This window comes from Carnobacterium viridans (assembly GCF_900102725.1).
Classification (GTDB): Bacteria; Bacillota; Bacilli; order Lactobacillales; family Carnobacteriaceae; genus Carnobacterium_B; species Carnobacterium_B viridans.
In genome coordinates, this window is the sequence record NZ_FNJW01000008.1 from 536,177 (window position 1) to 550,867 (window position 14,691).

Below are 14,691 nucleotides of genomic sequence, written 5' to 3' on the forward strand. Positions count from 1 at the left end.
ATCCCCCTCATGTATGAGTTTTTTTGTTTACATCCTTATTATCAGGTATCCAAACACTTTCTGCAACCGTTTTCTCACTGTTACCGGTAACAGTATTCATTTACGTGTTGCAACTACCAAAAAAAAGGACAATGCTGTCCAAAGAGCTGCTGCTCTAAAAAAAGCATTGTCTTTTATCGTTTAATTTTGGTATTTCTGTGTGATATTCTCTTCAATCAATTGAACTGCATCATCTGCAGCTTGTTTCGGAGATTCATTTCCAGACGCAGCATCAAAAATCATTGTCTCAGCACCAGTCCACACTTCGCTCATTTCAGGGATGTTAGGCATCGGTACGGCTGTATTAAATTGCTCAATAACCGCTTTTGTTAATTCATTTCCTGATTCACTGACAACAGTTCTCGCTTCTTGATTTGCTGGAATTTCTGAAGTCAACTCATACAACGTTTCACTATTTTCTTTATTCGTAACATAATCTAACCACTCTTGGGCTAATTCAGGATTTTTCGAGTATTTGCTGGCCACCCACGCTACGCCCCCTGCAAAAGGTTCATACTCTTCTCCATTCGGTAATGTCGGAATGGTTGAAACGCCATAATTCACACCTGCTTCGTCATAGCCGCTTGCACCCCAAGGTCCATTGATTACAGCAGCCGTTTTACCGCTAGTAAATAATTCATTCATAAAATTTTCTGAACTGGTAGCATCTAACATTCCTTGAGGCCAGACATTTTGATACCAGTTTGTTATATAAGTGATACCTTCAACAGATTCAGGTGAGTTTAATCCAATATCTGTTGGATCCGTTCCCTCTTCCCCAAAGACATAACCACCATATCCAGAAAGTAAACCAATGTATTGATATGGAGTTGTCCAATTGGCTAAAAAGGCTGTGCTCGTACCCTCTTCATTTTCAAAAGCATATTGATCATCTTTTGACAAAGCTTCTAAATCCTCAAACGTTTCAGGTGCTTGGTCAATTAAGTCTTTATTGTAATACATGACTAATGATTCAATAACAAATGGTGCCCCATAGACTTTTTCGTCAAGTGTAACTTGTCTCTGATCTAATTCATCGTAACGTCCATCATCGGGTAAAGTAACCTCTGCTATATGTCCTTGTTGACCTAATATACCCACTCGATCATATGGAGCAATCAAAATATCAGATCCAATTTCAGCAGGTCCATCCAGTGGTAAAGCTTCAAGTCCATCGAACATATCTCGTTCAGAAATTTCAATCGTTACATTGTGTTCTTCTTCGAAAGCAGGAATAATTTCATTAACATAATCAATGTATCGTGGATCAACATCTATTTTTAAAGTTGAAGCTTCTCCATCTCCTCCCGTCGACGAATCTGTTCCAGTTGTCTCTTCCCCACTGCCGCATGCACCCAAGACTAATGCACTAACCAACACAAAACCTAACAGTCCATTTTTCCAAACCCTTTTCTTCACTGTAATCTCCTCCTTTTCAGTTAACTTTATTATCTTACTTCCATCATTAATTTGCAAACGTTACCATTTAAACAAAAAAACAGAACTAAGCCTCATGCCTAGTTCCGTCTTTTTATGCTTTATAAATAACAAAGCCATTCTTTTTGACTGACAATAATTTATTGTCTACAAAAGCCAAGTTCCGTAGTAAAGTCTCCGGTGTTCTTTCTAACGTAATCTCTAAATCTTGTTCACCTTGATTAAAGTAGCAAATCAGTTCTTCATCACCATTGGTCCTTTTCATTCCAACAACTTTTTCATCATCACGAATGTCAAACCATTCTATTGCTCCATAACTTAACAACTCTTGGTTGTTTTTTCTAAAAGCAATCATTTCTTTAGTGAAAGCAAACATATCACTGTCTTGTTCTTCTTCATTCCAAATCATACATTTACGACAATCAGGATCATTAAACCCATCCATACCGATTTCAGTTCCATAATAAATACATGGCGATCCATGTTGTGCAAACATAAAGGCTAGTCCTGACTTAGCTAATTCTTTGTTATTTTTGCTGACCGTCAACAGTCGAGCAGTATCATGAGAATCTAGCATATTAAACATAACTTCATTTGTTTGATTGCGGTACAACATCAATTGTTCATTTAATCCAGCTACCATTTTACTTGCTGTAATATCTTTTTTCATAAAGAAATTTTCAATCGTTTGTGTATAAGCATAATTCATCACAGCATGGAATTCATCGCCTTGAAGCCAACTTTGTGAAGAATGCCAAATCTCTCCTAAGATATAAAAGTCTTCTTTTATATCTATCGAAGCTTGGTAAAATTTCTTCCAAAAATGATGATCGACTTCATTCGCAACATCTAAACGCCAAGCATCAATGTCAAACTCTTTGATCCAATACGTAGTCACATCTAATAAAAATTCTTGAACTTCTGGATTGCAGGTATTTAACTTGGGCATATGTCCTGTAAATGCAAAAGTATCATAACTTAATTCGCCAACGTTTTCGAGTTCTTCAACTGATAAGTCAGCCAGTGATTCGACTGGAAACTGATTGATATGGAACCAATCTATATAACGAGAGTGTTCTTGATGTTCAAGAACATCTTGCCATTGCATCGAATCCATTCCTAAATGATTAAAAACAGCATCCAACATGACTCGAATACCACGTTTGTGTGCTTCTTGAACGACCTGTTTAAACAATTCTTTATCCCCAAAATCAGGATCGATTTCATAATAATCAATTGTGTCATATTTATGGTTCGATTTAGCTTTAAACAACGGACAAAAGTAAATACCGTTAACTCCCAAATCAACCAGATAATCCAAATGGTCTATAACACCTTGCAAGTCTCCTCCATAGAAATCATCTCGCCCAGGATTTTTTTTGCTGCCCCACGGTAGAGTTCCTTTTGGATCATTTGATGGATCTCCATTAGCAAACCGTTCTGGAAAAATTTGATACCATACGGTTTCTTTTACCCATTTCGGTGTCTTTACTCTGTCGACTTCATGTAAATAAGGCATTCTAAAAAAGGTATTGGCATCTTCTAAGTAGTGATCTGTAAATGGAAATACACCACGATCTCCGTAAAGGACTTCTATACCATCCGTCCCTTCAACGTGAAAACAATAAGCGATGCGTTTTGTTTTTACGTAGGTTTCAATCATCCAATAATCATGGACATCCGTACTTAAAATCAATTTCATTGGTTTATTTACTTCATACCATTTCTCGGTTCCATGAGCGTAAGGATCTCCACTGATCAAATCTACTTTTCTCACATCTCCTTTTTTTGTTCTTAGACGGATATGAAACTGTTCGGGTTTATATAAGTACGCGTATTCACTGTCTGGTCTGTGGTAAATTGCTGCTGTTTCCATCGTTATTTCCTCATTTCTTTTTTTATTTAGTGTCGAATAAACTGATTTTTATAAGTCAATTAAAATAACTACAGCGCCATATGGACTCAATTTTAATTGGCTTTCTTGCAAAGTATTTCCTTCGTTGGACAATGCAACTGTGTAAGGCTGTACTGTTAACTCATCAATTGTAATTGTTTGTTCGTTCTCTGACATATTGCAACACACAATTGCTTTGCTGGATTTCCAGATTCGCTCATAACAATACATTTCCAAATTGGTTTCCACCAACTTAAATTCACCTTCGATAAATACAGCCTTCTGCTTTAATTTTAATACTGCTCTGTAGTAATGCAATATGCTATTCGGATCTGACTCTTGATCCATTACAGTATACTTTTCTTCATGGTTCACGCCACTCCAAGGACGATGCGTTGAAAATCCAGCATAATTCGAGTCATCCCATTGCATTACCCCACGGCTGACATCTTTGCTTCGAGCATTTAATTGTTCTAAGGCAAATTCTTTTGGATACCCCAAATCAAGTGCTTGTTGATAAAAAAGATCCGCCCCAGGTAATGAAAACTGTTCGATACTTTTGATTTCTAAATTTTTCATTCCAATTTCTTCACCATTCAATAAAAATGGAATACCTTTTTGCAGATACATTAAGGTTGCCAACATTTTACTACTGTTGTCGCGATACTGTTCAACCTCACCAAAACGTGATACTGCTCTTGCCATATCATGATTATTCCAATACAAAACTGGCCCACCAATTGCAGCTAATCCTCTTTGCCATTCGGACATGGTTTGTTTAAATTTTTTGAGGTCCAATTTTCCATGTTGCATACTTAATGGAAGTCGTTCATCTTTTGACTCTTCTATTTCTGGAAAATAGCGGAAGGTTATCACACTATCACACACTTCATCTGTCGGATCTGTGTATTTTTTTGCTAACTCAAGACTTGCTGAAGCCGCTTCACCGACTAAAAAAACATCGGGATGATTTTTTCGAATGCGTTGACTAAACTCTTTCATGTAGTCGATTACTGTTGGTAGATTAGCATAATAATTTTCTGCCAATACAATTTCATCTTTACTCGCAGTGTCAACATCAGGAAATCCATTTTCTTTGTCTACATGAATAAATGCATCTAATCTTAAAGCATCGATTCCTTTATCTAGCCAGAATTCAGCACAATCAGCCATTGCTAAGCGCACTTCAGGATTTTCCCAATTCAAATCAGGCATCTCTTTTGCGAATAAATGAAAGTAAAACGAGCTTCCGTTAGTTTCTTTTTCCCAAACAGAACCGCCAAAAAATGAGCCCCAGTTGTTTGGTACAGATCGTTGTTCTATTGGATCATGCCAAATATAATAATCGCGGTATATGTTTTCTGGCCCTTTTAAAGCTTCTTGAAACCAAGGGTGTTGATCAGATGTATGATTTAACACAAAATCAAGCATAACCTTTATACCTCGTTTGTGCGCTTCATCAATCAATTTCTCTATATCTGCCATGGTACCAAAATGATCATCAATTGCGTAATAATTTGCAACATCATATCCATTATCAACTTGGGGAGAAACAAAAATAGGATTCAGCCAAATCATATTCACTCCTAACGACTGGATGTAATTCAATCGTTGAATGATTCCCTTTAAATCCCCTATTCCATCACCATCTGTATCTTGAAAACTTTTAGGGTAAATTTGGTACACCACTGTATTTTTCCACCATTTATCCTGCATGAAGCACATACCACCTTTGACTTTGCTAAATTCCTTTTCCAATTATTAGCTTACCTAATTCAGAAAGCACTTACAATAAAAAGTACATTGTTACCGTTAACAACTTCTTAGTTGGAATTCATTCTTTTTCTGCAGTTTCATCAGCTACTAGATTCTCACACATAAAAACAATCGTCCCATATGGAGCAAAAGTGACGGAATCTTTATCAATTGTATTGCCTTCATTTTGTAAGATGACTTCCCACCCAGATGTTGAGATTCCATCTTCTTGTATGTGTTCTTGCGTATCAGATAGATTACAGCAAACAATTGCACGCTGACCTTCATAGTTTCTTTCATAAACATACAACGTATCTTTTGTGTCTTGCAGTATAAAAGTACCTTTCGTAAAGACCGGTAATTTCTTTAAAAGTAATACTTTTTTGTAGTATGCCAAGATGCTGTTTGGGTCTTTTTCTTGATCCGCCACATTATAATTTTTTTCAACGTTAACCCCGCTCCATGGGGAAACTTTTGAAAATCCGGCGAACTCTGAACTGTCCCATTGCATGGCACCTCGGCTTACATCTCGACCCGCGTGATTTAGCTCTTTTAAGATATGTTTTTCAGAGTACCCTAATTGTTTGGCTTTTTCATAAAAAGGAACAGCTCCTGGTGTGTCAAAATGTGCACGATCACTGTAATGCAAATTGCGCATCCCAATCTCTTCTCCATTGAATATAAATGGTATTCCTTTTTGAAGGTACATTAAGGTTGCCAACATTTTACTACTATTGTCTCTATATTGTTCTACATTGCCAAAGCGCGAAACCACTCTAGCCATATCATGATTATTCCAGTACAAAACGGGTCCACCAAATGGGTCCATTTTATCTTGCCATTCTGTCATTACTTCTTTGAACGCTTTTTTATTTAAGCGACTGGATTGCATATTAAACGGCAATCTTGGATCTTTCATTGACTCATCTTCTGGAAAAATCATAAAAGAAATAATGGCATTGCACATCTCATTTTCGGGATGAGTGTATTTAAAAGCTAAGTCAACATTTGCTGAAGCCGCTTCTCCTAAAATAAATACATCTTCTTTAACTTTACGTAGATCCATCGACAATTTTTGTACATAATTTTTGATATTCGGTAAATAGGCGTTGATTTTTTGAGCAGATACTAATTCTTGGCCATTTTCCATTTCTACTTGAAAAAAGTCATCTGCTTTATCCATATGAATAAACGCATCTAAACGGAACCCATCTACTCCATGGTCCAGCCAAAATTTGCCTACATCTAAAATTGCTTTTTCGACCTCTGGATTATCCCAATTTAAATCCGGCATTTCTTTTTTAAATAAGTGAAAATAATACTGATCTCCAACGGGTTCCTTTTCCCAGACAGATCCGCCGAAAACAGAAACCCAATTATTTGGCAGATGCCCACCTTTTTTTGCATCTTCCCAAATATAGAAATTACGATAAGGATTTTCTGGTCCTTTTAAAGCTTCTTTAAACCAGATATGCTGATCAGAAGTATGATTCACAACCAAATCAAAAATAACTTTCAAATTACGCTTATGAGCTTCTTTGATTAATTCCACCGCATCAGCAATTGTTCCAAATATTGGATCAATCGTATAATAATCAGATACATCATATCCATTGTCTACTTGTGGTGAAGTAAAAATCGGATTGAGCCAGATGGCAGTAACACCTAATTGCTGAATATAGTCTAAACGACTAATAATCCCTTTAAGATCTCCAATACCATCTTCATTTGTATCTTTGAAACTTCTTGGATAAACTTGATAGACAATAGCTTCTTTCCACCAGTCCATTTTTTTCATAACCCACACTCCCTTATAACTTTTTAACAGATGATTTGTAATTAGTGTATGTAAACCAGTAAAAGATTGCTACTTATGTGATTGCTATTTTAGTATCAACTTAACTTTTTTAACAAAACTTAATAAATTCAATTTCGAAGGCTGTCTTATTCTAATAAACACTTTACAAATTGGAATTATTATTTAATTACAATAAGTTTAATTGCCTAGTAGAAAGAGGTTGGATAATGACATATATAAGTATTGCAGGCAAAATTCCAGAAGCTTTTTACTTCTGGAATTTTTTAAATCATATCTTTTTTGTTTAAGAATATTAAATGACAATGTCGGTTAAAGCTCTCACTAGTTCTAGTGCAAAGCAAATGGCCTTATACTATTTGGTGAATAGATTTCTCACTCCAAATAGTATAAGACCATTATTAATTACTACACAAAACCATCAATGAATGCGGGACTGCTTCAAGTTCAAGCGGGAATGTCATCCCCTTATCGCCATCAACCGTACATTTAATCTCTTTGTCTTCTAACAAACGAATCGTTGCTTTTTTAAACGAGCGGTGTTCCAATTGATTTTTTGTGTAATCTGTATTTTGAAACAATTCTGGCATTAAACTTAATTTTTCTTTCATCGTTGTCTCTTTCAAAGTTACTAAATGGAGAGATCCATCATCAACCTCTGCTTCAGGAATAACGGTACCTATTCCTCCAACAAAATTGCTCATGGCAATCAAAAGCATACTATAGTCAGCTGTCCATTTTTCTCCTTCAATATCTAGTTCGAAGGTATACGTTTCATCATTTTTCAATGCCTTTATTCCTTCAATCAAATAAGCAAAAATGCCGAATTTTGTTTTCATCTCTATATCTACTTCTTGAACCGATTCAGGTATAGGACCAACCGAAGTCGAACTGATAAAATAGCGATTATTTACTTTTCCTACATCGATTTTCTTAACGTTCAACTGTTTTAGTGAGTCAATAGCTACATCAGGATTCGTTGAAATTCCCAAAGCTCTAGCAACATTATTAACTGTTCCAAGCGGTATGATTCCTAATATCGTTTGAGCTTGGTGCAACATCAATCCATTAACGGCTTCACTAACAGTTCCATCACCGCCCAATACAAAAACAACTTCATACTTTTCCAGGGCTGCATCTTCACAAAAAGTTGTTGCATCTCCCGCCTTTTTTGTTTTCTTAATGATAAGTTCAGAAAAATCAGGCTCAAGTTGTTTTTTTAATTTTTCCATATATGTTTCTGCTTTTTCTCCACCCGAAGAAGGATTTACAATAATCATAGCTTTAGTCATATTTATTCTTCTTTCTAAAATAAGTGTTTAACATTTTGAGAAGATTTTTTTTGTATAGTTGTTCCTCTAACAATTAATTCTGGAGTAAAAAAAAGTTCTCCTTGAGATGCATTTTTTTGTTCGATCTTATTTAACACCATTTTAGCACAAGCTTCTCCCATTTGAATAACGGGTTGTTTTACTGTAGTCAGTTGAGGAAAGGCAATCTGATCTAGAAAAACGCCATCATATCCAATAATACCAAAATCAGTTGGTATGCTTCCACCCATATTGATAATGCCTCTTTGGATCCCAATTGCTAAGCGATCTGAGCTGCAAATAAAGAGTGTGTTGGGTTTGAATTTATTCCAATTTTCTTTAATAAACTCTGCAGCATAACGCGAACGATTTTCAAAACGATGAATTTCTGATACACGCTTATTTTTTTGAAGAGTAATTATGTACCCACTTTCACGTGAATATTCAAAAGGTTCTTTTACATCCATCCCAATAAAAATGATGTTCTCATACCCTAAATCAATGCCGTATTGTGTTGCTTTCGCAATTCCTTCTTTGTTGTTTGAATCAACAAAATCATATCCATGCCGATTTTCACCAAATAAAACGACCGGTTTTGTAGCACCACTTATCCAATCGTAATCACTCTCACGCATGCCGCAAATAATGTATCCATCACATGCCCCGATATCAAAATTGTTTTTAGTAACCAATTGTAAAGAATAATGACGATTGTCTAATTCTCGTGCGATACCAGTTAACAAATGCATGTAGTAAGGTTCTGTAGTGTCCATTTCTTCAAGGATAAACAATTTTATGATTTGTGTACGGTTATTGACCAATGCTTTCGCAGCAACATTTGGACGGTAGTTAAGTTCTTCCATTGCTTCAAAAACCAGTTTTTTTAATTCATCAGTTACTTGTTCAGGATGATTAATCACTCTGGACACAGTCATTTTTGATACATTCGCTTTTTTCGCAACATCATTAAGTGTAGTCATACTGTCTCCCTTTCCTTATCTAGTCTTATCTCTAGCTATATATTTTATCTGTAACTTCCATTGTAAAACTCATAGTAAAGAGAATTTATTTTTGTGTCAATGTTCCGTAAAATTAATCTCATTTAATTTTACGGAAAATAAAGAAGCACCTATAAAAGGTACTTTTTTTATCCAGCTCTATAACTCTTAGTACCTATCTCCTGTTTGTTCCTCTAATTTCAATTGACATTCGGGACAGATTCCGTAAATTTCTAATCGATGTCGCTTAACCTTAAAGCCAGTCAGAGTAGTCGTGACTTCACCAATATCCTCTAATCCTGGATAATAAAGGTCTTCAATTCTTCCACACTCTTCACAAATAGCATGGTAATGCTGTGCAGAAGTAAAATCAAATCGACTTGAAGCATCTCCATAATTCATCTCATCTACAAAACCTACTTTTGTAAACAGTCGTAAATTATTATAAACGGTTGCCACACTCATATTTGGAAATCTACCTGACAAAGCTTGATAAATTTCATCCGCTGTCGGATGGTTGTCATTCTCAATTAAATATTCTAAAATGCCATAGCGCTGCGGAGTAATACGTATATGCGCACGTTTTAATTTCTCAATCGAATGAGCAACTAAATGGTGTGAGGTCATCTCTTTCTTCCTTTCAATTTCAACTAGTAAACACTTTTTTAAATTTATCATTTCTCAGATATCACTTAATAGTGATTATCATTTTATAATAAATATCCTATACGTTAATGATAACTTTTCTATCTTAACTTTGCAAATAAATCCTTTTATCCACTGACGAGGGAAATATTGCACTTCTACGGTAGGAGCATTACAATAGAAATGATTTTACTTTTAAGGAGGCAATTATATTATGTTGAACCATACTCAAAGCGATCGGTTGGCCCACGAAGCGAACCAAGTTATTGTTGGAGGAGTGAATAGTCCGAGCCGCTCATTTAAAGGCGTTGGCGGAGGTAATCCGGTTACCATGGCGCGTGGAGATGGAGCCTACTTATATGATGTTGATGGCAATCGATATATTGACTATTTAGCAGCTTTTGGACCGATTATAACGGGATTCAACCATCCTCATATTGCAAAAGCAATAAAAAGAGCTGCAGATACAGGTGTGTTATTTGGTACGCCATCTGAACATGAAGTGACTTTTGCAAAGATGTTAACCTCAGCTATTCCTTCAATGGATAAAGTACGTTTTACAAATTCGGGAACTGAAGCTGTTATGACAACCGTTCGTGTTGCTCGCGCGTACACAAATCGTGAATTGATTGTTAAGTTTACTGGCCAATACCATGGTCATTTTGACCTTGTTCTCGTTGAAGCCGGCAGCGGTCCTTCTACACTAGGTACGACAGATTCTGGTGGAGTCACAGTAGGTACATCAAAAGAAGTGATTACTGTACCTTACAATGATAGTGAATCTTACAAAGCAGTTATGGAAAAATTTGGAGACAAAGTTGCGGCTGTTTTAGTGGAACCAATCGTCGGAAACTTTGGTATGGTAGGCCCTAAACCTGGATTTCTGGAAGCAGTCAATGAAATCACTCATAAGTATGGAGCTTTGGTCATCTATGACGAAGTAATCACTAACTTCCGTTTCCATTACGGTGCCGCTCAAGATATGTTAGGAGTCATTCCTGATTTAACAGCATTTGGAAAATCCATTGGTGGAGGATTACCGATTGGTGCATATGGTGGTCCAGCACATATTATGGATACTGTAGCTCCTCTTGGACCTGCTTATCAAGCTGGTACAATGTCTGGAAATCCACTTTCTATGCAAGCTGGAATTGCTTGTTTAGAAGTTTTACAAGAACCTGGAATCTATGAAAGAATGGCTGACTTTGCTAGTCAATTAAAAGATACTCTTCTTGCGGCTGGTAAAAAATATAATATTCCAACAGTTGTGAACCAAATTGGTGGATCACTGACCGTCTATTTCTCAGATCATCCAATTGAAGATTATGCAGATGCAAAAAATACAGATTCCGAAAGATTTGGAAGATTTTTTAAAGCCATGTTGGACGAAGGCATCAATCTTGCCCCAAGTAAATATGAAGCTTGGTTTTTAACTATCATGCATACACAAAAAGATATTGATGAAACCAAAAAAGCGATTGATAAAGCTTTTTCTAAACTTTCTTGAAATCACAGCTATTTGTTTTAATATTATCTTAACTTTCAAACTATTCACTATAAATTCTTTGCTTATTGTCTCTGAGTAGCCTATCATACAAGTATAACTATCAATAAAACGGAGTGATACTATTTTATGAGAATTGGAGCACGAACGCTCAAAACTGGAATTTCTGTTGCGCTCGCATTAGCTATTCCTGCATTATTAAATTTCCCCTCAGGCAGTGTGTTAGCTGCTATATCAGCTATCTTTGCATTACAGCCTTCAGTCAAAAGATCCATCAATACACTAAAAGATCGCATCATTGCTAACTTAATTGGCGCTTTTGTTGCTATATGCATCACATTAACTTTAGGCAATCACTATATCATTGTCGGGTTAGCTGCTTGTCTGTTGATTGCTATCTTGAATCAATTAAATCTTAGCAGTGTGATTGGTTTAGCTACTGTAACGTTAATTGTGATTATGGAAACTACCGAAGATAATTTTATTCTTTATGCTTCTATACGAGTTGGAGCTACCATTATGGGGGTTTTTATTGCTTTCTTGGTGAATACAATTTTGTTCCCTCCAAAATATGAGGAAAAATTGTATCACGTTACCGACTATTCAACAACTGAAATTATGAAATTTTTACGTGCAAGTGTGCGAAAAAACAGTCAATATCCTATTCTAAAAAAAGATTTAAAATGGATCAAATCAGAGCTCAATCGAATGGATGTCTACCTTTCATTATTTAAAGATGAAGGAGTGACTACAAGAAAAAAAGATCGTATTCAAAAATTGCGTAAAGTCGTTGTTTATAGACAAATTATTGCAACAACAAGAGAAGCCTATAACTTATCTTACACGTTTCATAAATACGAGAACTCTTTTAATCATTTCCCAAAAGAGTTACGTATCTTGATACGTGAACGTCTGGAAACGTTACTCACAGCTCATGAACAAATCTTATTAAAATTTAACGGCCGTGTTTCACCAGATAGCGTAAACTTTATTGCGTATAAAGCCCCGCTGAGAAGAGAATTCATGCAGTCTTTCTTTGACGAAGCGAGTTTGGAAGAATACATGCATGATGATTACGGCCAAAGTAATGCAGTTATTCATATCATGTCCAGTATTTTAAAATATGAAGAATATCTAGAGCATTTAAATATCCTAGTTAGTAGTTATAAAGGAAACGACTGGAACCCAGATACAGACATTTCTAACATCGAACACATTGAACAATAAAAAGCAGTTGAGCTTATTCGCTCAACTGCTTTTTGAATACATTAATTAAATTCCACTAGTAGTATCTCTTTTTTGATTTAATGCTTCTTCGAATAAAGTACTGTACACAGCAGTTCCTTCACTGTTCATTGATTTACCATTCTCTGTTAAAGTACTTTCCAACGAAATTCCGTCAGCCTCAAGTTTTTCAAGGTAGCTGTCGTGAAGATTAAATCCAATCCATTCATTAGACTCGACGGTTGATATCATCTCATTTAAATAAGACGTATAGTCAAGTGTTCTTGAATTTGTGTCTCCTTTTTCACTGCTGCTTGGATTAGGAGAAACGAAGACAATCAATGCTTCTGGCAAGACATCTTTTATTGCAGCATAATTCATTTCTAAGTAATCGCTTGAATCAGCTAAAGCGATGTCTAATTCTTGATCAGCATAAGGAGTCAATTGAAAAAATACAACATCTGGATTTGTTTGAGCAAGATCCGTTACTTTATTTTCACTAATTAATTGATAAGTATTATAATCGGTATAAGGCAAACGATTGACTTTCATTGTGCTGCCAATCTGATCTTTTATGTATGTATCTATTTCAGAAACCCATTGCTCTTCTTGGGCGATGTCCCCATAAAAACTGATTGAAACCTCATCTTTTAATAAGCTGACATACTTTAAATAGTCTATTATCGAAAGTTCGCCACGATTTTCTTCATATCCAGCAATCTGTGCAGTTACGTCTTCTTTTGTTACTTCTTCTACTTTTTGGTCTGTTTGTTCAGCAACTGTCATTAATTGTTCTCGCTGTTTTTTTGAGTAGCTCATTCCAAAAAAAACAACTCCACCAGCTAAAATGACTAGTAAAAAAATAATAAACCCGCTTTTTTTAGACATTTTTTTCACTCCTTATCGGTACTTTAATTTTTTCTCGAATAATTTCATTTGTTATTGAACCCTTAATTATTTTACCATACATTTATTCAAAATCACTATACTTTTCGCTAAAATAGTAAAGAGGCTCCAATATTTTGGAACCTCTTTACTATTTTTCTATCTATCTTAGAGAAATTACTGTCATCTTATCCAGTAAAAGGTCATTGCTTATGTGATAACTGTTGATAGCGTTTATACCATATGTCAACATAATCTTGTGAAAAGGGACCTTTTTCTTCATTGATCCAATCTACTAGAATTTTCACGTTTTCTTTTAAAATATGGTCAATATCATCAGGATAATTCCACTTTATGCTATGATCTTCATACTCATCTACATCCAATAAGCGTTTTTCGCCATCTGGAAAGACTTTGATATCTAAATCATAATCAATATACTTCAGGCCTTCTTCATCTAATGCATAAGGCGAAGCGAGATTGCAATAGTAAGAAACGCCATTATCTCTTATCATTGCAATGATATTGAACCAATAATGCTTATGAAAATAAACAATTGCTGGTTCTCGCGTTAGCCATCTTCGGCCATCCGATTCCGTTACAAGAGTATGATCATTCACTCCTATTAACGATTGATCACTTGTTTTAAGTACCATAGTATCTCTCCAAGTGCGATGCAAACTGCCATCATGTTTATAGCTTTGGATTGTGATGTATTCTCCTTCTTTTGGAATATGCATCCCTAACCCAACTTTCTTTTTCTCACATAAAGATCGTAAGAACTTAGTAAATAATAAACCAGAGAGTGAATGAACACTCGACTCGTACTTATTATATCACAACTCTTAATCTTTATAGTATAAAACCAAATAAATAATGAAAAAAAAATGAGAAACATCTCTTAAACGAAATTTTGAAAAAATGGGTTTATAATTTTTAGTGTTGGTAGATTTCTAAAATTGATTATACAAAATTTTTGGAGGAATAGGGGCTGCTTGTAGCCATGTATTGGATTCAATGCGAATTACAGAGCGTTGACGCTTCAGCGGTTACGCTCTGTTTGAGGCTTGAAAGCCTGAAGATGATAAGCTTCAGGCGGTCTCATGGCTCTATACAAGCAAACCCGTTCATTCCAGAAGAAATTTTAGTTTGATGCACTAATACTATTTGTCAGACAACCAAAA

General features: G+C 35.5%; 11 protein-coding genes. 2 read left to right on the plus strand and 9 right to left on the minus strand.

All coding sequences use genetic code 11. The features are described 5' to 3' along the window. Positions 1 to 180 precede the first annotated feature (180 nt). The 7 genes from BLT48_RS04010 to BLT48_RS04040 all read right to left on the minus strand — a co-directional run bounded on the left by BLT48_RS04010 (position 181) and on the right by BLT48_RS04040 (position 9,876). Entirely contained in the window at positions 181 to 1,458 is a 1,278-nt protein-coding gene (locus BLT48_RS04010; protein ID WP_218123354.1) for an extracellular solute-binding protein, read from the minus strand. Between the two features lie 112 nt (positions 1,459 to 1,570). After that, entirely contained in the window at positions 1,571 to 3,352 is a 1,782-nt protein-coding gene (locus tag BLT48_RS04015) for a glycoside hydrolase family 13 protein (RefSeq protein WP_035023354.1), read from the minus strand. A 48-nt stretch (positions 3,353 to 3,400) separates the two neighbouring features. Beyond that, on the minus strand, positions 3,401 to 5,086 hold the full coding sequence (locus tag BLT48_RS04020; RefSeq protein WP_089975398.1) for an alpha-glucosidase: 1,686 nt from the start codon (positions 5,084 to 5,086) through the stop codon (positions 3,401 to 3,403). 118 nt (positions 5,087 to 5,204) lie between these two features. Then, entirely contained in the window at positions 5,205 to 6,923 is a 1,719-nt protein-coding gene (locus BLT48_RS04025) for an alpha-glucosidase (protein WP_089975400.1), read from the minus strand. A gap of 419 nt (positions 6,924 to 7,342) precedes the next feature. After that, on the minus strand, positions 7,343 to 8,233 hold the full coding sequence (locus BLT48_RS04030; protein WP_035023363.1) for a diacylglycerol/lipid kinase family protein: 891 nt from the start codon (positions 8,231 to 8,233) through the stop codon (positions 7,343 to 7,345). 14 nt (positions 8,234 to 8,247) lie between these two features. Beyond that, the gene (locus BLT48_RS04035) at positions 8,248 to 9,231 is read right to left on the minus strand and encodes a LacI family DNA-binding transcriptional regulator (RefSeq protein ID WP_035023366.1); all 984 of its coding nucleotides are present in this window, start codon (positions 9,229 to 9,231) and stop codon (positions 8,248 to 8,250) included. A 186-nt stretch (positions 9,232 to 9,417) separates the two neighbouring features. Next, positions 9,418 to 9,876 (minus strand): Fur family transcriptional regulator, encoded by a 459-nt coding sequence (locus BLT48_RS04040; RefSeq protein ID WP_035023368.1) that lies wholly within the window; start codon positions 9,874 to 9,876, stop codon positions 9,418 to 9,420. Between the two features lie 232 nt (positions 9,877 to 10,108). Here BLT48_RS04040 and BLT48_RS04045 point away from each other — a divergent pair, with 232 nt between their 5' ends. Both BLT48_RS04045 and BLT48_RS04050 read left to right on the plus strand, forming a co-directional pair. Then, a complete protein-coding gene (locus BLT48_RS04045; RefSeq protein ID WP_089975403.1) occupies positions 10,109 to 11,401 on the plus strand; it encodes a glutamate-1-semialdehyde 2,1-aminomutase in 1,293 nt (430 codons plus the stop codon). A gap of 126 nt (positions 11,402 to 11,527) precedes the next feature. Further along, positions 11,528 to 12,625: an FUSC family protein gene (locus BLT48_RS04050; protein WP_035023373.1), complete on the plus strand. Its 1,098-nt coding sequence runs from the start codon at positions 11,528 to 11,530 to the stop codon at positions 12,623 to 12,625. 45 nt (positions 12,626 to 12,670) lie between these two features. Here BLT48_RS04050 and BLT48_RS04055 read toward each other — a convergent pair whose 3' ends face one another. Continuing rightward, positions 12,671 to 13,510, minus strand: a complete 840-nt coding sequence (locus BLT48_RS04055) for a hypothetical protein (protein WP_035023375.1) — start codon at positions 13,508 to 13,510, stop codon at positions 12,671 to 12,673. A gap of 200 nt (positions 13,511 to 13,710) precedes the next feature. Further along, positions 13,711 to 14,247 (minus strand): nucleoside tri-diphosphate phosphatase, encoded by a 537-nt coding sequence (ntdP, locus tag BLT48_RS04060; RefSeq protein WP_013711011.1) that lies wholly within the window; start codon positions 14,245 to 14,247, stop codon positions 13,711 to 13,713. Between the last annotated feature and the right edge of the window lie 444 nt (positions 14,248 to 14,691).